A 22,685-nucleotide genomic window follows, 5' to 3' on the forward strand; every position below is an offset into this window, starting at 1 on the left:
GTGACACCCCAGATCCCAGTGGAAAGCAACGCGTCCTCCCCCACCTTTGCCTCCCTCTACGACACGGCGACTGAGCTTCCCATCCCCCCAAGGATCGCCGGGGAGCTTCGCAGCCAGCCACAATCCGGTGACCACAGACCACTCCCGGTCGGTTCACCTGGCAAAGTCGGTTTTCTGTATGCCAGAGTGGACTCACCTGGGGATACGTCCGTGGTGGGTAGATCGGTCGTCGTGGAAAAAATCGCGAAAGCTCCGCTTGCTCTCATGCGACCGCTGTACACGGACCCGCACCAGCCTGGCACACCACTGCTCTACATCATGACCACTGGTGCCGGGCTTGCTCACAATGATCGACATCTTGTTGATATTCGCGTCGGCGAAACACGACCAGCGTCGGCTCTTATCACCACTCAGGCGGCGACGCCTATACACCGAATGGATGTGGGGCTAGCGATACAACACGTCAGCCTGACTGTTGGCCCGGGGAGCACTGTCGAATATATGCCTGACCCCGTGATCCCCTATGGGGGCTCGCGCGCTCATCTGTCTATGAGAGTAACCGCTGCTCACGAAAGCTGCGCCATCGTCAGCGATTGTATTGCGGCTGGGAGACTGGGACGCGGTGAGTGGCACCGCTACAACGCGTTGTCCATGGAAACACGAATCGACCAACCGCGAGCCGGCCAACTACGTGACTTGGGGCGATTAGGGGAATCTGACTGCAGGCCTCTCGTTATCGATCGCGGGCTATTGCGTCCGCGTACGGGCAGTCGACTGCTCGGTATGCGCGACTACGGAGCATGGTCAAATGTCTGGATGGTTGCGCCTTCGTCGAAATCTGCTCAAACACTTCTCGGCGTGCTCCGACGCTTGCCGGACTCCGATTTCCCGGCATCAGTTCGGTGGGCTACATCTACTCTTCCCTACGAATCGGGGATCTGGGTGCGTATCCTTGCTGCCACTGCTAATGAGGCACAAATCGCTCGCGACAGGGTGTGGACCGCGGCGCGAGAAACCCTTCTTTCAACCCCAGCACCACGGTTGCGGAAGTACTAATTCTTTACACGTCTTTATCCCACCGGTCGCTGGTGATCATTTCCGCGCGGTAACGCGTTGTTTACCTAGGTCACCTAATATTCATACAGCGGGAGCGTATTCGTGACATTGACCCCATAATTTACGTGTCTATGACGATGACAGACACTCCCCCGGTTAATCCCGCAGCGACACCGGTCAATGAATCTCAGAGCTTGAAAAACGACCAGAGCACTCCCACGCCACACCAGTCCCAATCCAATTTCGGCGACGACTATCCCCTCCGGTTCGCACCACGGCACTATCGGACTTGGGCAACATCGGCAGTCGCAGCGTCGGCACTTGGTGGCATCGCGTATCTTGCTGATTTCTCTATCGGGGCCGGGATTGGAATTGCGCACGGAACAGTGAACGCAGTCGGCGGAATTCTTATCGCAGCGATATTAATCTTTCTGTCGAGTTTTCCCCTCGCCGTCTATGCGGCTAAATACAATCTCGACCTTGACCTCATTACCCGTGGAAGCGGGTTCGGCTATTACGGTTCGGTCGTCACGAATATCATCTTCGCTTCGTTCACGTTTATTTTCTTCGCTACTGAAGGTTCAATTATGGGGCAAGGACTCAAAATGGGTCTTGGCATCCCCCTATGGGCCGGGTATTTGGTCTCTTCGTTGATCGTCATCCCACTGGTTATGTACGGGATGAAGTCCTTATCAAGGATTCAGAAAGCAACAAATCCATTGTGGATTGTGATGATGGTGCTGCCCCTCATCGTTCTGATTATTCAGCATCCATCGAGTGTCCATACTTTTGCTCACTACGCGGGAAATGGGCCCGGCCATGCGAATTTCGCGTCCATGATGTTGGCTGCCGGCGTGTGCCTCTCACTGACGGCACAAATTGCCGAAAACATCGATTACATCCGTTTTATGCCACCCAAAACCCCGGAAAACAAACGCAAATGGTGGACCGCGGTCATCCTCTCAGGACCCGGCTGGGTTATCTTCGGAGCCACCAAGCAAATCATCGGCGTTTTCCTCGCAGTGTACGTCATGGCTGTCCTCAATGACTCTCCTGGAACGGCCAGCGAGCCCGTCCATCAATTCTTCGCCATGTACACGAATATGATGCCAACCTGGCTGGCTATCACACTAGCTGTGATCCTCGTCGTCATGAGCCAAATCAAAATTAACGTCACAAATGCATATAGCGGTTCACTGGCGTGGACCAATGCATATACGCGCTTAACTCGTCGCTATCCAGGCAGGATCGTTTTCGTCTTTGTCAATGTCGGTATTGCACTGTCTCTCATGGAATTCAATATGTTCTCCATGTTGAACTCCATTCTTGGGTTTTATTCCAATGTCGCTATCGCATGGATTTTCACGGTGGCCTCTGACATTGCAATAAATAAGTATGTACTCGGCATTTCTCCCCGTTATCCAGAATATCGGCGCGGAATGATCTTCCCGATCAACCCTGTGGGAATCGGGGCACTATTACTCTCTGCCATCACCTCGATAGCTGCGTATTTCGGCGTGCTCGGCACGACCATTCAGCCTTACTCGGCACTCCTCGCAGCCGCCATTGCCGTCGTCGCAACGCCACTGATTGCCATCATCACCCGTGGACAGTTTTATCTTCGTAGAACCGACGATGGCGTGGACTCCCCTCTTTTCGATGATCACGGAAATCCGTCGGACGAGCTCTTCCGATGCTGCGTCACTGGAGAAATGGTTGAACGTCCCGATGTTCTCGCGTCCGCTGTTCCTTCTTCTACAGGTGAGAAGCAGTACATTTCCTCGCTGGCTCTTACCACCGATCGGCACGGCCATCATGTTCTTCCGGTTGAGTAACTAACGACAACGGGGGTATCTCGGTGATCGACTACCCCTGTTTTCTGATTTCTCGATACAGCTCAGTGCACCACAACATTTCGCATTGTTACAGTAAATACGGTAAAGCCCTTAAAAAGGTTCCATTGCCTACAGTTTTTACCTACAGTTTCCTCGTTCACGCACTGTTCTGTCGTCGCACGATGGGGACACCACTGGTGTTTCAACCCGCAGGAGAAGATACATGTCATCCTCACGTCCTTTTGCCCGACCAGTCACTCGCCGGACATTCTTAACGACAGTGGGCGCGGCCGTCACAGCACTTGGAGCTGCCGGAGTAGCCGGAAGCCTCAGCGGCTGTTCGCGTGGCTCAGGCGGTGGAGGCAATGACACCGTGTCAACAAAGAACGTCTCGAACAAAACGGACGTTATTGGTGACGATCCCACGGGCACCAAGACGAGTTCGACATTCCTGGACTCAGCAAAAGCCGCCGTGGTCACTGGACCCAACGCCGACTCCGCGACACGCGCACGGGCCTGCAACCTGGCCGCCAGCGCTGGAGTTCCGGTTTTCCTCATCGACGCGACTAACGAGGACGACTCCCGTAAGGACATTGAATCTGAACTTGATCGATTGGGAGTCGACGACATCGTCACCCTCAAAGGCGATTCTCTAGGCTCGCTGTCTTCGTCGGCGAAAACTCACGAAACGACGCCTGATTCGTGGCCAGATGGGCTCGACAAAGGTCATTACTGCTTTCATGACCTTGTGATTATTCCGGACGCCCCCATTGAAGGCGACGGATCCGGGACTGCGCCGGCAGCGGCTGCCAGTGCGGCGGCGAGCACATCGAGTACCACAAGCTCGTCGAAACCGTCAGCGAGCGCCAAAAAGAGCACGAGCAGCAGCGCACCGAGTACTCCAAATCTTCCCACCACATCTGATGGTGCACCGTACACTCCCCGCCCGGTACTCACAGCGCCGTGGAACCCGGACAGCAAAGCGGACAAAGAGCCTGACTCTGATGGACACGTGTTCGTCGCTCCCGACACAAGCCCCGCGAGTTTCACTAACGCATCTGTGGCCGGCCGAAACGTCGTCCGACTCCCCGCAGCTGACCCACGCGCTACTCACGAGTCGATAGAGATCGTCAAAAAGGACGACCATGTCATTGCCTTGGGCGAATTGTTCGGCGACAAGGACACGCTCTCTCGTCGTATAGACAAAGCCAAGAGCATTGACAAAGAACAGCCAGGCGGAGGTGGCCTCGTTACGCCTGGACGGCATATCGTTGCCCTCTACGGATCCACCGACGGACCTGATCTCGGGTGTCTCGGGGAACAAGGAAAAGATGCGTCCGTCGCCCGGGCGAAGAAAATGGCCAAGAGCTACGAAGCATTCACGGACCAGCCTGTGATCCCGGCGTTCGAACTCATCGTAACCGTCGCATCGTCGGAACCAGAAAAGGACAATTCCTATAGCCGCTTCATCGATTCTGAAACCGTCGAGCCATGGATTGATGCTATTAACAAGGCCGGCGGGTATGCGGTCATTGATCTCCAGCCTGGACGCATGACTCTTCTGGAACAGGCAAAGAAATACGAGAAGCTGCTCAAGAGACCATATGTCGGGCTCGCCCTCGACCCCGAGTGGCGTCTCTACGGTAACGAATTGCCCATGGAGCAAATCGGTCACGTCGATGCCCAGGAAATTAATGACGTCGTAAAGTGGCTGGATAAGCTCACTGAGGACAACAAACTGCCACAAAAGCCCCTGGTCGTTCACCAGTTCAAGGTTCATATGATTCGTAACCGCGACAAAATGATCCCTGGTACCGATAATATTGCGATGGTTATCCATATCGATGGCCATGGATCGCAGTCCATCAAGCTAGATACCTGGCATGTTATCCAGCAAGACTTGAATCCGAAGATCAGCCTGGGGTGGAAGAACTTCTACGATGAGGACAAACCTATGCTCGATCCAAAGGACACGATGGCCATTAAACCCCGCCCAGACTTCATCAGCTATCAGTAATCAGTAGCTATGAGCAAGGTGACCAGGTGTCCCCGTCGCCGACTCTCTCCTGAATCCCTCAGACGTGTGTGACATCGTCTGGCTCGTGGACAGAGTGACAGATTACTGCCTGACTCTATCAAGCATGGTGCGCCTACACTGGTAAAGCACATCGCGTCCGATCCGTGGACGGATACGGTCACCAGAAGATGGAGGAAAAAGTGAAAAACAATGCAGATATCGAATCCATCGCTCATGTCCATACCCCGGGTGCAGCCATCGCGGAGTTACTTGATGCCAATCCGGCCGACCTCAGTTGGCAACACGAGTTCTATACCTGGATGCATTCTCATCCCGAGTTATCTGAACGCGAAGAACAAACTGCAATTGCCATACGAGAGCGGTTATCTCACTACAATTGCACCGTGTCACGTCCCATAGGTGGACACGGACTTGTGGCAACGATTTCCAATGGCGAGGGGCCGACGATTCTCTCACGCGCGGATTTCGACGCGCTGCCCGTCACCGAAGATACCGGTGCACCATATGCCTCCACTGTTCGTACGACTGGGCGTGATGGCAACGAAACTGGGGTCATGCATGCCTGTGGTCACGACATGCACACGACCGCTTTGCTCGGCGCGGTAGCCATTCTCGACGCCACACGTCAGCGCTGGTCAGGAACATTCCACGCCCTGTTCCAACCTGCCGAAGAGGTCACCGCTGGCGCCGGCGCTATGATCCGCGATGGCCTTGCCGACGAGATTTCACGGCCTGACGTCTGCCTGGGCCAACACATTGTGCCTGGAAAAGCCGGCACGATTATGAGTATGCCGGGAGCAGCCCTCGCCGCATGTGATTCCATCACGGTCACTATTCATGGAACGAGCGCTCACGCGTCGAGTCCTCATCAATCCGTCGATCCCATTTATGTTGCGGCACACATCATTCTTCGCTTACAAGGAATCGTTGGACGAGAAGTCGATCCCGGCGAGTTCGCCGTCGTCTCTGTAGGCCAAATCCACGCTGGTAACACAAATAATTCCATCCCGGACACGGCCACCTTGACGTTGAACTGCCGGTTCTACAACACCGACGTGCGCGATCATGTTTATAACGCTATCGAACGAGTGATCCGCGCCGAGTGCGAAGCATCCGGGTGCCCGGGCGAGCCTGACATCACGTACTGGGCTCACGGTGAACTGACTGACAATGACCCCGCCGTGTTTTCCCATGTCCGTGAGACATTCGATGCCGTCTTTGGGGATTCCTCTGTTGATGCTGAGCGGTGGACGGCATCGGAGGACTTTTCTGAGATACCGCGACACTTTGATGTCCCCTATTTGTTCTGGACTGCCGGCATCACCCCGGATGAACAGTGGGAGAAGCGCGACGAGACGCCCGTCCCCGCCAACCATATGGCGACGTTCCTCCCCGATCTCTCGACTATTTCGTCGACGACGAAGGCTGCGGCGGCAGCACCTCTGAGCTTCCTTTTCAAGGAGTAGAGGTTCACAGGGGCAAGCTGCGAAGGGTTAGACATAGAAAAACCGGGCCGCACACCTAATGGTGCGACCCGGTTTCGCATTGTGATTGGCACCCATCACCCCCTGCCATCGCGACATCTCGCAATGGTTACGGTGTGGGAACCGAAAGTCTAGCGCTCGTGGCCTTCGAGGTCTTCACCCACCATGTGAACATGAATCATGTTGGTGTTGCCTTCAACCCCGGGAGGAGAACCGGCAGCGATGACGACTGTGTCGCCGCGCTCATAACCGTCGATAGCCAGCAGGGCTTTATCGACCTCGGCAACCATCTCGTCGGTCGTCTTGACCTCAGGAGTCAAGAAGGTCTCCGCACCCCACGTGACAGCCAACTGTGACCGCACTGCTGGGTTCGGGGTGAACACCAACAGCGGGAGGAAGCTGTGGAGACGAGCCACACGACGTGCCGTATCGCCTGAACTGGTGAACGCAACAACCGCACGAGCATTCAGGCGCTCGGCAATATCGCGCGCCGCGTACGACACAACGCCACGCTTGGTGCGCGGAACGTGGCTGAGCGGCGGCACCGTGCCGTCCTGCTCGGCAGCCTTCACGATGCGGGCCATGGTCTTGACGGTTTCTACCGGGTACTTACCGACGGAAATCTCGCCCGACAGCATGACCGCGTCCGTGCCGTCCAAGACAGCGTTAGCAACGTCGGACGCTTCAGCACGCGTAGGACGTGAATTCGTGATCATGGAATCCAGCATCTGCGTTGCCACAATGACTGGCTTAGCATTTTCACGAGCAATCTGGATGGCGCGCTTCTGAACCATCGGCACGTCTTCAAGCGGAACCTCGACACCCATATCACCACGGGCAATCATGATGGCGTCGAATGCCATAATAATGGGCTCCAAAGCGTCAATGGCTTCAGGCTTCTCCAACTTCGCGATGACTGGAAGTCGACGGCCTTCCTCGTCCATGATCTTGTGAACGAGCTCAACATCTGCCGGCGAACGGACGAACGACAGAGCGATAACGTCGACACCCAAGCGGAGTGCGAAACGGAGGTCCTCAATATCTTTTTCAGATAATGCTGGGACGGAAATATCCATGCCAGGAAGGGACACACCCTTGTGGTCTGACACAGGGCCGCCCTCGGTGACCTCACAGATCACGTCGTTGCCCTCGACTGCCTTGCAGACCAGACCAACTTTGCCATCATCAACAAGGAGGCGATCACCGGGCTTAGCATCCTTGGCGAGATTCTTGTAGGTCGTGGATACACGATCGTGCGTACCCTCGATCTCGTCAACGGTAATGCGCACCGTTTCGCCGGTTTCCCACATTTCTTCGTGGTTCTTGAACCAGCCCAAGCGGATTTTCGGCCCCTGGAGGTCAGCCAAAATCCCAACGGCGTGGCCGGTTTCGTCGGAAGCCTGCCGAACCCATTTGTAGTTCTGTTCATGGTCAGCGTGAACGCCATGTGAGCAGTTCAGTCGTGCTACGTCCATTCCCGCGTCAACCAGAGCACGGATCTTCTCCGCACTGGCTACCGCCGGACCCAATGTACAAACAATTTTCGTTCTTCTATCCACGAGCACCAGGTTAGCCCGCTCCACCCGGATTAGCTACTACAAAACGGTCGAAATAAGCTTTGTAATGCCACGGCGAAAAACGAAAAAAGTTGGTGACCAGGGAAAATAATTCTTCGACACGGTCACCAAAATCACTCTTTTCCCAGATTTATGCCCGATTATGCCCGAAGTTCTTCGGGTATCTCACGATGATGCGATCGCGTCCACACCAGAAAAATCACTGCGCCTACGAAGCACACGGCCGACGTGAAGGTATTAATCCGGAGCCCAAACACATGCGTGGCAGTATCAGCCCGCAAGAGCTCAATCCAAAAGCGACCCGCTGTGTACCCGGCAACATACAAGGCAAAAACTCGGCCACCCCCCAACCTGAACTTGCGGTCAATCCATACGATCAGAGCAGCGATGGCAAAGTTCCACAGCATCTCGTAGAGAAACGTCGGCTGAACAACCGCGATAACGTGGCCGTTCGAATGCCCCAGAACTGGATCCAAGACACCATGGTCGTCGATGCGCTCGAAAATCTTCAGCCCCCAGGGGAGATCGGTGGGCCGACCATATAATTCCTGGTTGAACCAGTTTCCTAAGCGCCCAATTCCCTGTGCGACCAAAATCGGTGGAGCCACGGAATCCGCAAACGGAGCAAGCGCTAAGCCCTTCCACCGGAGCACCGCCCAGGCGGCCAATCCACCGCCAATGACGGCTCCCCATATTCCTAAGCCGCCGTTGGTGATCTTCCACCAATCTCCTGGTGTTCCATTGGGGCCCCAATATGTCCGCCAATCCGTTGCTAAGTGGTAGAACCGCCCGCCGATGATACCTGCAGGGACGGCGGCGAGTGCAACGTCGAGAACCACCTCGCGGTTACCACCACGTTCAGCATAGCGACGCTGCGACCACAGAACCGCGACAAGGATTCCCACCAGTATCGATAGGGCATACCCGCGGATCGGAAAACCACCGACCATCCACACACCTCGGGAGGGCGACGGAATAGCAGCTAATAGCGTCACATCCGGCGAATGCACATCTACTCCCCCGACACTCGGAGCTCGTCCGTACTGCTGGACAATAGCGGTCTGGACGTTAGTCACCCCTTACCCCTTCGCTGAGTTCCTTCGCCAATGCCTGGAGTGAGTGGAGCCCATCTTTCGCAGCGCGGATAAGTGCCGAACCAACAATGACCCCATCGGCATACTGCGCGATCTCTGCGGCTTGTTGCCCATTGCTGACACCCAACCCGACGGCAACGGGAAGACTAGTGTGCTCCCGCACACGATTCACGAGGTCACGCGCACCGCTGCTTACGGACTCTTGGGCACCCGTAACTCCCATATGCGAGGCTGCGTACACAAAGCCATCACCAGCTCCCACCGTGAGCGCCATCCGCTCTGGGCTTGTCGATGGGGCCACAAGATAGATAGGCGCCAACCCATACTTGTGACATGCTTCTGCCCAGCGCGCCGATTCCTCGGGTAAAAGATCAGGAATGATCGTCCCCAATCCTCCCGACTCAGCCAGCTCCTTGGCATACTTTTCCGGCCCATACTGCAAGATTGGATTCCAATAACTCATGACAACGCTTCGACCACCTGCATCAGAGATCTTGCGGACAGAGCCTAGTGAATCTTTAACACGAAAACCTGCTTTCAAAGCAGCCATACCGGCTTCCTGGATGACAGGACCGTCCATCATGGGGTCAGAGAACGGTATCCCGACCTCGATGACGTCGGCATAGTCCGCCAGGCACGCCATCAACTCGTCAGAGTCGTGCTTCGTCGGGTACCCGGATGGCAGATAACCAATGAACGCAGCTCGCTGCTCACGACGGGCCTGTGCGAAAACGTCGCGAAGGGCCCCTGCGGGGGAATCAGAAGACAATGCCACCATTAGTTCAGCTCCTCCTTGGGTTTCAGGTCAAACCACTTCGCGGCGGTATCTACATCTTTGTCGCCGCGGCCCGATACGTTAACGATCAGAAGTGGGCCGTCATCTGAATCATGATTCCACCGATCGGCATACGCCTGTGCTGCCGCAAGAGCGTGGGCAGACTCAATAGCAGGAATAATCCCTTCAGTCTTACACAAGAGCATGAACGCATCCATAGCTTGTGCATCCGTTATAGGAAGGTACTCGGCGCGCCCGACATGATGAAGATACGAGTGCTCCGGCCCTACTCCCGGGTAATCCAAACCGGCCGAAATGGAGTGCGACTCGATGATTTGCCCATCGTCATCTTCCATCAGTGCGGCATATGAACCTTGGAAGACACCTTCATTGCCCGCGGTAATCGTCGCAGCGTGGCGGCCAGTGCCGACGCCGTCACCCCCCGCTTCAGCACCGATGAGCTGAACAGAAGAGTCGCCAATAAAGCGGTGAAAAAGACCGATCGCATTCGAGCCACCGCCAACACAAGCGACGACTGCGTCGGGAAGACGGCCTTCCGCCTGCAGGATTTGCTGGCGTGCTTCGTACCCGATGATTCGCTGGAGGTCCCGAACCATTTGTGGGAACGGATGGGGGCCAGCTGCAGTACCAAAGCAGTAATACGTGTCATCTGCATGCGATACCCAAAAACGCATTGCTTCGTTGATGGCATCTTTAAGAGTCTGGGAACCGATGGTGACAGCTGTGACCTCGGCCCCCAGTAAACGCATACGCGCAATATTTAGGGCTTGACGCCGTGCATCCACGGCCCCCATGTAGATGTGGCACTCTAAACCGAGCAATGCACATGCCGTAGCAGTTGCAACACCATGCTGGCCTGCACCCGTCTCAGCGATGACACGCTTCTTCCCCATGCGTTGAGCCAACAACACTTGGCCGAGAACGTTATTAATCTTGTGAGACCCGGTGTGGTTTAGGTCCTCCCGCTTTAAATACACCCGAGCATGGATAGCGTCGGAAAAGCGCGAAGCATAATACAGTGGCGATGGCCGACCCGAATAATGGAAATGTAGGTCATTCAACTGCTCGATATACTCAGGGTCAGTTTTCGCCTTATTCCACGCGTCGGTGACTTCGGTAATAACCCCCATGAGGGCTTCCGGAATATACCGGCCACCATACTCGCCCCAATGACCACGATCATCGGGCTCAGTCGATGTCGTCTCAGCGAACACATCGGCGATAGTAGGCAGATCACTATACAGATTGCGATGAACTGATTCTGAGTTATTCACGCACACCAGTGTGCCTTATCACTCGCATAGACACTGCATCCGGGTGCTGGCAGATTACTCAGAGAGATTCTTCGGACATGCCGGATGGATGCCCGCCGCGACCAAACTTTTGCATGCCAACCCGGGATTACCTGCAGTAACTAGCCCCTCGCCTACCAAGACCGCATCTGCACCGGCACCAGCGTAAGCCAGCAAATCATTACGATCTTTCACCCCCGATTCAGCGACCTTAATCACATCCGACGGCAAACCCGGCGCGATAGTGCCGAACACGGAGGTGTCCACATCGAGTGTTTTAAGGTTACGCGCATTCACTCCCACGACTTTTGCACCTGCAGCGATGGCGCGCTCCGCTTCCTCTTCGGTGTGTACTTCAACGATGGCAGTCATCCCTAGGGACTCTGTGCGGTCGAGAAGTGACTCGAGCTGAGGCTGCTGCAGTGCTGCCACGATGAGAAGAATGAGGTCCGCACCATGCACACGAGCTTCATGAATCTGGTAAGGGGTGACGACGAAATCCTTCCGAAGAACAGGGATATCAACGGCTGCTCGTACTGCATCCAGGTCATCCAAGCTGCCTTTGAAGCGTCGTTCTTCAGTGAGACAGGAAATAACTCTGGCACCATTGGCTTCATATTGCCTAGCAAGTTCAGCTGGCTCAGGGATCCGTGCCAAGCTGCCTTTAGATGGGCTTGCCCTTTTCACTTCGGCGATAACTCCCACACCCGGGGCAGACAATGCAGAAATGGCATCGCGAGGAGCGGGAGTGTCATGCGACTGCGCTTTAATGTCCGCAAAACTAACGCGAGCTTCACGGGTTGCAAGATCGTCTAAGACGCCATCGACGATAGTGTCTAAAACCGAACTCATCTTCGACTCCTAGGCCCGTGTTACAGCGGTGTACTTAATCCTAAAGGCACCATTGACTGGCGCATAAATCGGCGCGATGGCACCTGTCTGACATTCCCCGCAGATGTGGACTTTAGTTGTGCTGCCCATGACATTGTGCAGCAGGATAGCGCGTAACACTAACGCAGTTGTACAGCAACTATGTGCTGATCACCGGACACGCCTCTGCCCATAATCTGGCTACTTCTTTTTATGACGCCGAGCTACATCAACCGCATCATCTTGCGTTGGATCAACCCCCGCATCCATTGCATCCCACAGCACGCGCCCCGATTCTCTATCATTCTCAAGATCCGTTGCCAGGGAATCGCGCCGGGCTGAGGTGGTGTCGTATTTACTTCCTTTAACGGTATCCACTCCTGGCCATAGGAACAGGATGATTGCGCCCGCGATGGTGATGACGGACGCTATGAGGGCCAGGATGACCGCAATTGTATGAACATCAACTCCCGTAACGACGGCCCACTCGGTCAAGGTCTGCGGATCATTCTTCTTTTGTGTTGCCTGACCATTAACAAGGAGATTTCGCGCACGTGTCGCATTTGGTGAGCTAAGGAGCACATTGAGGGGGGTCCATAAGGAAGCGGCACCGATTACCGCCGATATTGCTGCTAGTATCCGCCGGCCTGTTCTCTTAAGAACCAGGGTGGCAAGACATGCTGCAATGAGGGCAATAGCGATGGCGTCAGTGCTGGGGGCCCATGTGGATCCGGCCAAGGTGCGGGTCACTTCACCTTGTTTATCATCGCTGGCATGGACGGTCATCCAGGTCATGCGGGATGTTCCACCGATAGCCACTGCCCCAATCGCAACCAGGGTTAGGCCTATCCACCGTCGCTTAGTTTGGAAAGAACTCGTGGTGTCCGGATCCATCGGCATCGTGCTTACATCGTTATCGGTCGGGTCTGACGCGACTTCTTCTGACGCGATCGGTGCCGCTGCATCGTCCCGACGCGAGTCATGTGAACCCATTGTCCATTCTCCCTAACATCACTGCACTCGTTTCCTAGCGTCTTCGTATCCGCCCTGTGTGTCATCGAGTGCCCACCACGTGATAAACAGGCTACTCAGCGCGTAGCGTCATCACTCGTGGATACTCACACTCAAACACGGCCAATCCGGAATTCGGGCGGGCGACAACTCACAGAGAGCCATCAACATCAACGATTGTTTCGGCAGCTGCAGTTGCTCGCAAAACGGCCGCGGCTTTGTTCCGCGTTTCCTCATCTTCGGCAACAGGATCCGAATCAGCGACAATCCCGCCACCGGCTTGCACATACATCGTTCCTTCCTTGAGAACCCCTGTTCTTATAGCAATTGCTTGATCAGTGTTTCCCGAAAAATCAAAATATCCGACGGTGCCGCCATAGATTCCTCGGCGCGTGTCTTCAAGTTGATCAATGATGGTTAATGCACTGGTTTTGGGTGCCCCCGATAAGGTTCCTGCGGGGAATGCCGCCATGAAAGCGTCCACCGCTGTCATGTCCGGAGCCAACTGCCCAGTGACCATGGAGACCAGGTGCATGATGTGGCTGTAGCGCTCAATATGCCGGAAATCGTCGACTTCCACCGTTCCAGGGACACATACCTTCCCCAGGTCATTGCGCCCCAGGTCAACCAGCATGAGGTGTTCGGAATTCTCTTTAGAGTCGGCAGCTAAATCACGCTCTAACTGCAAATCAGCTTTCCTAGTGGCGCCGCGAGGCCGAGAACCAGCGATGGGGTGCGTCGTCACCACATCATTATCGACGGCGATAAGCGACTCCGGCGACGATCCAACAATGGTGAACTCCACCGACGAAAAGTCATCCGACGGGATATTCATTAAGTACATGTAAGGGCTGGGATTCGAATACTTCAGCATTCGATACACATCACGAGCACGCACTTCAGTATCAATCTCAAACCGCTGCGACAGAACGATTTGGAAAGCGTCCCCTGCGCGAATGTGTTCTTTGCACAACTCAATCCGGCGCATGTGCTCTGCAGCAGTGCGTTGGCGACGGACTACCGGCTCGGGAGTAGTAAAACTGTTCACCATCGGTTCACGAGCTGCCTTCAGCCGCTGAGTTAATGAATCCAATCGTCGAACGGCATCATCATATGCCTCGTCGACATTGTCGTCAGAGCCATTAAAATTGAATGCATTAGCGATCAGCCACATCGTCCCTTCGTGGTGATCCAACGCCACCATGTCTGCGACAAGGAACTGCATCATTTCTGGAATCTTGAGATCATCGTCGCACGTATCGGGAATATCTTCGATAAAGCGAATTGCGTCGTGACCACAATATCCCACCATTCCCGACGTCATCGGTGGCATTCCCTCGATGGGGTCAGTGTGCAATTCGTTCAGCACGGACTTGAGGGCGTCGAAGGGATTGCCTCCTGTCTGGACCCCTTCAGGAGTGGTACCCAACCATGCTGCTTCTCCGTCACGAACCGTTAGTGCCGATCTAGCTCCTGTGCCAATAAAGGACCACCGTGACCAGGAACGTCCAGGCTCAGCCGACTCAAATAGAAACGTGCCTGGCTTGTCCTGGGCCAAAGCGTTGTATGCGCTTAGCGGTGTTTCTCCATCGGCTAGGATTTTTCGCGCTACAGGTACAACCCTGTGGTGAGCAGCTAATTCACGGAACTGTTCCCGCGTCGTCGTCGTGCGGCCAGATCCAAGATCCGGAACCCCTACGGGCGTTGACGACCTTACAGAATTATTCAGTTCCGCATTGTCTTCAGACTGCTCAATAGTACTAGTGGGATCACCTTCTGGCTGGTTATCTGACATCTCTTCGCCTTCTAAAAATTCGGCGCCGGGTGCAGATGATGGATCGGTCAGAACAAGATCATTATCGAAACACGTGTGGGTTCCGGTATGGCACGCCGCACCCGTTTGATCAACCTTCAACAGAATGGTGTCCCCATCACAATCCAACCGAATTTCACGAACATCCTGGACGTGACCACTGGTCATCCCTTTAACCCAATATTCGGACCGCGACCGAGACCAGTATGTTCCCCGACGAGTAGCCAGCGTATAAGCCAATGCATGGTCGTCCATCCACGCCTGCATTAGTACCTCTCCAGATTGCGCATCCTGGACAACAGCAGGAACTAACCCCCTATCATTGCGCTTCAAACGAGCAGCAATCGACGGATCCAGCGGGTAATCAGCGGGGCCGGTATGCCGAACCTCATGCCCCGACGATGCCAATGCGCTCTTCACCTCAGAGATGCTCACATCACCGAAGTGGAAAATCGAGGCAGCTAAAACCGCGTTTGCCCCTGAATCAACGGCCGGGGGAAAATGGTTCGCTTCTCCAGCTCCCCCTGACGCAATGATGGGTATGCGCACCACCTGGCGAACAGCGGAAATAAGCTCGCTATCAAAACCTTGCTTAACACCATCGCTGTCCATGGAATTGAGAAGAATTTCCCCTACACCTAATTCTTCACCACGACGGGCCCACTCGATCGCATCTATGCCTGCGCTTCGGGTCCCGCCATGTGTTGTGACTTCAAAACCACTTGGTTGAGGCGTTCCACCGTCAGGAACGCGCCGGGCATCCACGGACAAGACGACACATTGTGATCCAAAGCGCTGAGAAAGCTCGCGCAGCAGCTCTGGCCTCTTAATGGCCGCCGTATTAATGCTGACTTTATCTGCACCTGCACGTAATAGATGGTCAACATCGTCAGCGCTGCGGACCCCACCGCCGACAGTTAAGGGGATAAACACTTCATCGGCAGTGCGTCGAACCACGTCCAGCATCGTTCCTCGTGCTTCTGTCGACGCTGACACGTCAAGAAAAGTCAGTTCATCGGCTCCCTCTTTGTCATAACGAGACGCCAATTCCACAGGATCGCCGGCGTCGCGAAGATTCTCAAAATTAACCCCCTTGACGACACGGCCATGAGACACATCAAGACACGGAATAACTCGGACTGCTACGGACATGAAAACGCCTTTCGGCAATAAGTTAATAATTATTCACGAACGAGATTAAATAATGGCCACGTAAAACAGATACGTACTAGTAAAACTAGATACGTCCACAACGACTAATCGCTTCACGCGACGACATAAGCATCTAGCTTAGTGGTTCGAAAGGCCGTGGAACCGCATGGATCCTCGCTAACAAAGTCGAGTGAATACTCGGAGATCCCGCGACCAGACCAATTGTTCCTGGTGTCCAAGGTTGCCCATCAAGGTTCGTAACAACGCCACCAGCAGCCTTAATTAAGCAGATACCGGCTGCGTTATCCCACAGGTTAGGGCTAAACGTGAGAGTTCCCGCAAAAACGCCGCCGGCAGTAAAAGCTAAGTCTGCGCCGACAGATCCCGTCACACGCATTCGCGGATACGATTCACCGATACTAAAAAGCAAATTCTGGCGATACTGTCGCGGAACGTGACCACGCCGGCCCGACAAAATGGAACCGAAACCAATTTGAATAACTTCTGGGTCATCTGTCGGCAATGGCGGAAAAGGCTCACCATTAACATGTAATGGCCCACCGCGAACAGCGCTATAAAACTGTCCCAACAGCGGAAGAGACGTCAAACCAATAACCGGTTCTCCCTTATGAATAAGTGAGACCAAAATGCCGCACAACGGATTGGCGACAGTGTAATTGGACGTTCCGTCCACCGGGTCGATACACCACATTGTTTCAGGTTGATGACCGCCACCCATACTGTTAACTGAAACATCCTGAGAGGCTGTGGATCCACCTTTTAGGCCAAATTCCTCACCCAGAACTGGGAATCCCGTTTCCTTCACGAGTTGTTCGCGGAACTGCTGTTCTAGTGACAGGTCCACGTCGGTTGCGAAATCCTGGAGATCTTCATTCTTAATGACAGACGGCTGGGCACCAATGTTCACGCAAAAAAGATCTTCAGAATCTTTGACTAAGCGCTCGGCAATAGACAAATACGCCACCAAGTCAGAATGTTCAATCACGGGTCCGTCACCTAGCCTTTCACTGCCGATAACCCAAAAGCCTATTTCATCAGCCTCTCAGGAACGGCTCCATCAGGAATCGTGTGCGACTGCTAATGCTTCTTCCAGAGTAAAGTTTCCTGCATAGAGGGCTTTACCGATGATGGCCGAATCAATCCCCTCGTCCACACAGGCTGCAAGTTGGCGTATATCGTCAAGGGTTGATACTCCGCCCGACGCAACGACAGGGGCATCTGTGGCCATCGCGACGTCGCGAAGAAGGTCAATATTGGGGCCTTCCAATGTGCCATCACGCCCAACATCGGTGACGACGAGACGGGATACGCCCTCGGAATCCAAGCGTTCAAGGACTTCCCACAGATTTCCTCCGTCAGATACCCAGCCCCGTCCGCGCAACCGCCACTCATCGTCGACGAGTTTGGTATCCAAACCAATGGCGACGCGCTCGCCGTACTCTCCGATGATCCGACGGCACCACTCAGGATCTTCCAATGCAGCAGTGCCGATATTCACCCGTCGGCAACCGGTATCTAAAGCTCTGCGCAAGGAGTCATCATCCCTGATCCCTCCGGATAGTTCGATGTTAACGTCCACCCGCTTAATGACATCTTTCAACAGTTCGTAGTTCGTACCGCGGCCGAATGCGGCGTCCAAATCCACAAGGTGGATCCATTCCGCACCAGCGTTCTGCCACGCCATCGCGGCATCAACGGGGCGCCCATAAGTGGTTTCGCTCCCCGCTTCTCCTTGAACAAGGCGAACAGCTTGGCCGTCGGATACATCTACTGCGGGTAATAACGTTAAAGCCATAGATGAATCATAACGGAGATCACATCTACAACTGATAAAATTTTACAAAGTCTCCACCCAGTTGCGGAGAATTACAGCGCCAACTGCACCAGATTTCTCCGGATGAAACTGCGTCGCCCACAAGGGGCCATTTTCTACCGCTGCAATAAAACGACAATTTTCATGCGTGGACCAGGTTACTTTCGCTGGAGAAACGTGAACATCCGGTGTCATATCCCACTGTTGAGCCGCATAGGAGTGCACAAAATACACCCGATCATCATGGGCCACTCCCTCGAACATTCGGGATCCCTCCGGGATGTCGAGTGTGTTCCATCCCATATGAGGCAGTACCTTCGCTGTAAGGCGTTCAACCGTTCCTGGCCACTCACCACAACCAGGAGTACTAAGCACCCCGTCATCTGATACCTCTGTCGATGACACCGTCGGATCAAGTGGTCGTCCTGTCTCAGGATCACGGACGACGTCATCATGTCGGGCCGAGTTCGCGTCGTCCCCGTTATCTAGGGAATCTGATATGTGGAGGGCCTCTACTTCATCGTGGATACCGTCGGCGAACTCAACTCCGCTATCGAAAAGAACCTGCATACCCACGCAAATGCCTAGCACAGGCCGGCCACCGGCGAGCCGCTGACCAATTAGCCGTGGGCCATAAACCGACCGCAGGCCTTTCATGCACGCTGCGAATGCGCCGACTCCAGGTACTAACAATCCGTCGGCGGCGAGAACACGTTCTGGATCAGCGGTAATCGTGACCTCGGCTCCCGCACGTTCTATAGCGCGTTCAGCGGATCGAAGATTTCCCGAGCCGTAATCGAGGATTGCCACTGAAGGGCGTGTCGTGCTCTTCGCCAGACTTGCCATACTTACAGCGCTCCTTTCGTGGATGGAACACCATGCACTCTCGGGTCACGTTCGACGGCCTCGCGGAGGGCGCGGGCAACTGCCTTGTATTCAGCCTCAGTGATGTGGTGCGGATCTCGTCCATAAAGAACGCGAACATGTAATGCAATCCGCGCGTGGAAAGCAAGGGATTCGAAAAAATGCTGGTTAATCACGGTTGCATAGTGATTACCAATCACCGTATTTATCATCTCTTGTGGCTCACCCCGCGTGACGCAATACGGACGCCCCGACACATCCACGACAGCCTGAGCTAGTGTCTCATCCATCGGGATAAAACTTGACCCGAAGCGGCGAATACCAGCCTTATCTCCCAGAGCTTCATGTAATGCCTCGCCCATAACAATGGCCGTATCTTCCACGGTGTGGTGGGCATCAACATCGATATCCCCCTCTGCTTTAACTGTTAAGTCAAAGCTGCCGTGGGTTCCGACCGCATTCAGCATATGGTCGAAGAACGGCAATCCGGTCGAAATATCAGTAACCCCCGAGCCGTCGAGGTTAATGTCAACCGTGATCCGAGATTCTTTCGTCTCGCGCTCACAATGGCCCTGTCGAGAGGGGAATTTGTCGTTATTTCTTTCTTGCTGGTTCAGACTTTCGTCATTGCTATTGCTCATATGGTTCACCGTAACCCGTTGTGTTCACTCGCATACTGGCCTGCCGCAGAAAGGAATTCATCATTCTCTGTCGGAAGTCCGATGGTAACCCGCAAATATCCGTCAACCCCTACATCTCGAATGAGGACTCCACGATCGAGAAACTCCTGCCACGCTGCTTGTGTTAGCTCGCGACGGGACGGTGCATCTCCATTAGCGGACTTCTCACCAGAGGAATTCGTTGACTCATCAGGAATGACTTTAAAGAAAAGGAAATTAGATTTACTCTGGACAACAGAGAATCCCAATCTCTGCAACGAATCCTGAACCCGCTCACGTTCACGAATGATTTTTTCCACCGAGCTTAACGTATCGGAAGAATAACGGAGTGCAACAGTCGCAGCAGCCTGCGATAATGCTGATAAGTGGTATGGAAGCCGAACCAGCATAACAGCTTCAACAAAAGCTGGTGCAGCAACGAAATACCCCAGCCGACCACCAGCAAAATCGAATGCTTTACTCATCGTTCGGGATACCACGAGCCGGTCAGGATAAAGCTGCAATAGTTCACACGCACTAGGGCCATCATCGAATTCACCATAGGCCTCATCAACAATGACGATGCCATTAACGTCTGGATCAGAAACAGCATCCAGCAGAACCCGAATATCGTCCAAACTCGTTGTACCACCAGTCGGGTTATTCGGCGTCGTAATGAAAACGACGGATGGGCAGTAGTGCTTGATAGCTGTGGTCGCTGCGGCAATATCAATAGAAAAGCCACGCGCTTCTTGTCGCGGACATTCAACGAACTCCGTGTGCGTCCCCGCGGATAGGATAGGGTGCATTGAATAGCTGGGAGTGAACCCCAATGCTCGCCGACCCGGCCCTCCAAAGGCCTGCAAGAGCTCTTGAAGAACCTCATTGGACCCGTTGGCAGCCCATATGTTGTCTTCAGTCACTGCTATACCGGTTTGGCCCGACACATACCGGGCAAGCTCCTGGCGCAAGATAATCGAATCACGCTCAGGATAGCGGTTAAGTCCCGATGCCACTTTTTCCACTTCTTTAACAAGATCGGCAACTATTCGCGGCGAGGGAGGATACGGATTTTCATTTGTATTTAATCTAACGTCGAGATCCAATTGCGGTGCCCCATAAGCAGTTTCTCCGCGGAATTCTTCACGGAGGGGTAGGGCATCAAGCGTGACGTTCTCTCCTAGTGCGTGAAACTCCTCGACGGTACCATTCTCACCACTCCCACGTGATAACTTCTGGTTATCATTCGTCAGTGCCACTGTGTACTCTTCCCTTTTCTATTCACGTATGATCGCGAAAAATATTCCGCCATCCCGTTCTATCCGTCTTGGTATTCGTTCGGTTTAGTTATTCCCGGCCGTAAGATTCTCAAACCGCGCACGAACTGCTTCTCCATGCGCCGGGAGCTGCTCCGCATTAGAGAGGGCGACGATAGTATCTGCCGTCCCTTTGAGTGCAGCTTCATCGTATTCAATAACGTGGACCGACTTGACGAATGTATGCGTCGATAAACCAGAGCTATACCGCGCCGATCCTGATGTGGGAAGAACATGGTTTGATCCAGCGGCGTAATCCCCCAGTGGAACTGGCGAAAAGGGCCCGACGAAAATGGCCCCCGCGTTACGGATTTGAGCTGCATCCTCACGGGCATTGTGAGTGTGAATTTCGAGATGCTCGGGCGCATAAGCATCAGCCACCCGAATCGCAGCTGGTATGTCGTCGACAAGAATGATGCCAGACTGTTTACCCTGCAATGCCTGAGCGACACGATCGGTATTCCGGGTAATTGAATACCGCTTCTCTACTTCTTCATCAACTTGCTGAGCAAATGATGCGGAATCCGTTATCAAAACGCTAGCGGCCATCGGATCATGCTCCGCCTGGCTAATGAGGTCATAGGCGACATGAACCGGATCAGCAGTGGAATCAGCGATAATTGCTATTTCCGTCGGTCCCGCTTCTGCATCAATCCCAACGACACTACGGCACAAGCGCTTCGCTGCGGTGACGAAAATATTGCCTGGCCCGGTCACCATATCAACCGGCACCAATGGATCATCTGCTCGCTCGTCACCATAAGCCATGAGAGCTATTGCCTGTGCGCCGCCAACCGACCACACTTCATCAACACCAAGAAGACCACACGCAGCAAGAATCGTCGGGTGTGGCCATCCACCACATTCTTTTTGCGGAGGCGAAGCAACGACGAGCGAACCGACCCCTGCCTCCTGCGCCGGCACAACATTCATAATGACACTCGACGGATAAACGGCCTGTCCACCGGGGACGTACAAACCAACTCGGCCGATCGGGATAAATTTTTCAGTCACCACACCGCCCTCAGTGACAGAAATAACGTTGTCACTCGGCTTAACCGCAGCATGGACCCGTCGAACGCGCTCGATGGCGTGTTCTAATGCCTCTCGCACGGCCACATCCAGGGACTCCACAGCGTCGGCAATCACGTTGTGCGGAACTCGGATGCTCTTCGGTACAACACCATCAAAACGCTGCCCATACTCTTGTGCAGCCCTTACGCCGTTTTCCTGCACGGCCTCAACAATGGGCTGAACTGTTGGAATCACTGAATCGATGTCGGTCCCACCCCGAGGCAAAGTGGCACGAAGTTCACTAACAGTCGGGTGAGTTCCACGCATGTCGGTTAGGGCAAGCATTGTTATCCTTAAGTTCTGCCGGGGCCTACGAAACGGCCATTACTGCTTCTTTCGTGTAATGCTAATCTACCGTGCTGTTGTAACGCTCAAGAGAAGGCACTTCATCAGGAAAATCCCCCTTCCCCACGACAGCCGCACACCAATATGTCAGTGACGCCAATAACGGTGGGACAGCAAGAGCCGCTCCTGGAGTAATGTGAGGAGCCCACGTAATCGTTTGGCCGGAGTGAACATCGTCAACATCCGGGAGTGGGTGCAAGCTAGAAGCGACAGCGTTTCCCACGTCGGTAAAAATAATCCCCCCGAGCATCGCCACTATAGCTAGGAGCCATATCATGGCTGGACCACGCGAACGTGGCGCCCATCCCCACGCTGCCAGTGCACTGCCCATCGACAGCACAAAAAGGCCAGCAACGAGGGTTACAAAACCGGTAAACTCTCGCCCATCTTGAGTCGGATCTGTCGACAGGTAACCACTGTCCACCGTGGCGGCGGAAGTTGGAATGAAAATTCCCCACACGCATCCACCCACGGCGAAGACAGCAAGGATAGTCACCAAAACTATCAGGGCACGGCGATACCGCTCAGAACGTAACACCGGAACCATTATAGGGGTGGCCGCAATAATGGGGATG

Annotated in this window: 18 protein-coding genes and 1 pseudogene; 4 read left to right on the plus strand and 15 right to left on the minus strand. The window is 54.3% G+C overall.

What is annotated here, in order from left to right; translation table 11 throughout:
- The 4 genes from I6J23_RS09635 (at position 1) to I6J23_RS09650 (ending at position 6,395) form a co-directional block, all read left to right on the plus strand.
- On the plus strand, positions 1–1,056 hold the full coding sequence (locus I6J23_RS09635; protein WP_204581873.1) for an urease accessory protein UreD: 1,056 nt from the start codon (positions 1–3) through the stop codon (positions 1,054–1,056).
- Positions 1,057–1,193: 137 nt separating this feature from the next.
- The gene (locus tag I6J23_RS09640; RefSeq protein WP_430516402.1) at positions 1,194–2,891 is read left to right on the plus strand and encodes a purine-cytosine permease family protein; all 1,698 of its coding nucleotides are present in this window, start codon (positions 1,194–1,196) and stop codon (positions 2,889–2,891) included.
- Between the two features lie 223 nt (positions 2,892–3,114).
- Entirely contained in the window at positions 3,115–4,908 is a 1,794-nt protein-coding gene (locus I6J23_RS09645) for a hypothetical protein (RefSeq protein ID WP_204581875.1), read from the plus strand.
- Positions 4,909–5,108: 200 nt separating this feature from the next.
- Positions 5,109–6,395: an amidohydrolase gene (locus I6J23_RS09650; RefSeq protein WP_204581876.1), complete on the plus strand. Its 1,287-nt coding sequence runs from the start codon at positions 5,109–5,111 to the stop codon at positions 6,393–6,395.
- 149 nt (positions 6,396–6,544) lie between these two features.
- On the opposite strand, the gene pyk is transcribed toward I6J23_RS09650, so the two are convergent.
- The 15 genes and pseudogenes from pyk to I6J23_RS09720 form a co-directional block, all read right to left on the minus strand.
- Positions 6,545–7,972 carry a pyruvate kinase gene (pyk, locus tag I6J23_RS09655; protein ID WP_204581877.1) on the minus strand — a complete coding sequence of 476 codons (1,428 nt, stop codon included), beginning with the start codon at positions 7,970–7,972 and terminating at the stop codon, positions 6,545–6,547.
- 158 nt (positions 7,973–8,130) lie between these two features.
- On the minus strand, positions 8,131–9,066 hold the full coding sequence (gene lgt / locus I6J23_RS09660; protein ID WP_204581878.1) for a prolipoprotein diacylglyceryl transferase: 936 nt from the start codon (positions 9,064–9,066) through the stop codon (positions 8,131–8,133).
- Positions 9,059–9,862 carry a tryptophan synthase subunit alpha gene (gene trpA / locus I6J23_RS09665; RefSeq protein WP_204581879.1) on the minus strand — a complete coding sequence of 268 codons (804 nt, stop codon included), beginning with the start codon at positions 9,860–9,862 and terminating at the stop codon, positions 9,059–9,061. Before trpA ends, lgt begins: the two co-directional genes overlap by 8 nt.
- A complete protein-coding gene (gene trpB / locus I6J23_RS09670) occupies positions 9,862–11,124 on the minus strand; it encodes a tryptophan synthase subunit beta (protein ID WP_412523840.1) in 1,263 nt (420 codons plus the stop codon). Before trpB ends, trpA begins: the two co-directional genes overlap by 1 nt.
- A gap of 84 nt (positions 11,125–11,208) precedes the next feature.
- Positions 11,209–12,024 (minus strand): indole-3-glycerol phosphate synthase TrpC, encoded by an 816-nt coding sequence (trpC, locus tag I6J23_RS09675; RefSeq protein WP_204581881.1) that lies wholly within the window; start codon positions 12,022–12,024, stop codon positions 11,209–11,211.
- Between the two features lie 219 nt (positions 12,025–12,243).
- Positions 12,244–13,035 (minus strand): TIGR02234 family membrane protein, encoded by a 792-nt coding sequence (locus tag I6J23_RS09680; protein ID WP_204581882.1) that lies wholly within the window; start codon positions 13,033–13,035, stop codon positions 12,244–12,246.
- Between the two features lie 169 nt (positions 13,036–13,204).
- A complete protein-coding gene (locus I6J23_RS10765) occupies positions 13,205–14,848 on the minus strand; it encodes an anthranilate synthase component I (protein WP_239455066.1) in 1,644 nt (547 codons plus the stop codon).
- Between the two features lie 63 nt (positions 14,849–14,911).
- Positions 14,912–16,018 (minus strand): annotated as a pseudogene (hisF, locus tag I6J23_RS10770) (imidazole glycerol phosphate synthase subunit HisF); the annotation flags it as partial.
- A gap of 133 nt (positions 16,019–16,151) precedes the next feature.
- A complete protein-coding gene (locus tag I6J23_RS09690) occupies positions 16,152–17,024 on the minus strand; it encodes an inositol monophosphatase family protein (protein WP_204581884.1) in 873 nt (290 codons plus the stop codon).
- Between the two features lie 72 nt (positions 17,025–17,096).
- The gene (gene priA / locus I6J23_RS09695) at positions 17,097–17,834 is read right to left on the minus strand and encodes a bifunctional 1-(5-phosphoribosyl)-5-((5-phosphoribosylamino)methylideneamino)imidazole-4-carboxamide isomerase/phosphoribosylanthranilate isomerase PriA (RefSeq protein ID WP_204581885.1); all 738 of its coding nucleotides are present in this window, start codon (positions 17,832–17,834) and stop codon (positions 17,097–17,099) included.
- Positions 17,835–17,876: 42 nt separating this feature from the next.
- Positions 17,877–18,698 carry an imidazole glycerol phosphate synthase subunit HisH gene (locus I6J23_RS09700; protein WP_204581886.1) on the minus strand — a complete coding sequence of 274 codons (822 nt, stop codon included), beginning with the start codon at positions 18,696–18,698 and terminating at the stop codon, positions 17,877–17,879.
- A 2-nt stretch (positions 18,699–18,700) separates the two neighbouring features.
- A complete protein-coding gene (gene hisB, locus I6J23_RS09705) occupies positions 18,701–19,357 on the minus strand; it encodes an imidazoleglycerol-phosphate dehydratase HisB (RefSeq protein ID WP_239454908.1) in 657 nt (218 codons plus the stop codon).
- 5 nt (positions 19,358–19,362) lie between these two features.
- Positions 19,363–20,634, minus strand: coding sequence for a histidinol-phosphate transaminase (locus tag I6J23_RS09710; protein ID WP_204581887.1), 1,272 nt, complete (start codon positions 20,632–20,634; stop codon positions 19,363–19,365).
- Positions 20,635–20,718: 84 nt separating this feature from the next.
- Positions 20,719–22,050: a histidinol dehydrogenase gene (hisD, locus tag I6J23_RS09715; RefSeq protein ID WP_204581888.1), complete on the minus strand. Its 1,332-nt coding sequence runs from the start codon at positions 22,048–22,050 to the stop codon at positions 20,719–20,721.
- A 61-nt stretch (positions 22,051–22,111) separates the two neighbouring features.
- Positions 22,112–22,648, minus strand: a complete 537-nt coding sequence (locus tag I6J23_RS09720; RefSeq protein WP_204581889.1) for a hypothetical protein — start codon at positions 22,646–22,648, stop codon at positions 22,112–22,114.
- Between the last annotated feature and the right edge of the window lie 37 nt (positions 22,649–22,685).

The sequence above is a fragment of the Corynebacterium kroppenstedtii genome, assembly GCF_016894245.1.
In the GTDB taxonomy this organism is placed as follows: Bacteria; Actinomycetota; Actinomycetes; order Mycobacteriales; family Mycobacteriaceae; genus Corynebacterium.

Bases quoted from the DNA above. Each gene is read 5' to 3' on its own strand.
- I6J23_RS09640 (WP_430516402.1), top strand. From the start codon at position 1,194: ATGACAGACACTCCCCCGGTTAATCCCGCAGCGACACCGGTCAATGAA.
- I6J23_RS09645 (WP_204581875.1), top strand. From the start codon at position 3,115: ATGTCATCCTCACGTCCTTTTGCCCGACCAGTCACTCGCCGGACATTC.
- trpA (WP_204581879.1), bottom strand. From the start codon at position 9,862: ATGGTGGCATTGTCTTCTGATTCCCCCGCAGGGGCCCTTCGCGACGTT.
- trpC (WP_204581881.1), bottom strand. From the start codon at position 12,024: ATGAGTTCGGTTTTAGACACTATCGTCGATGGCGTCTTAGACGATCTT.
- I6J23_RS09680 (WP_204581882.1), bottom strand. From the start codon at position 13,035: ATGGGTTCACATGACTCGCGTCGGGACGATGCAGCGGCACCGATCGCG.
- I6J23_RS10765 (WP_239455066.1), bottom strand. From the start codon at position 14,848: ATGTCAGATAACCAGCCAGAAGGTGATCCCACTAGTACTATTGAGCAG.
- priA (WP_204581885.1), bottom strand. From the start codon at position 17,834: ATGGCTTTAACGTTATTACCCGCAGTAGATGTATCCGACGGCCAAGCT.
- I6J23_RS09700 (WP_204581886.1), bottom strand. From the start codon at position 18,698: ATGGCAAGTCTGGCGAAGAGCACGACACGCCCTTCAGTGGCAATCCTC.
- hisB (WP_239454908.1), bottom strand. From the start codon at position 19,357: ATGAGCAATAGCAATGACGAAAGTCTGAACCAGCAAGAAAGAAATAAC.
- hisD (WP_204581888.1), bottom strand. From the start codon at position 22,050: ATGCTTGCCCTAACCGACATGCGTGGAACTCACCCGACTGTTAGTGAA.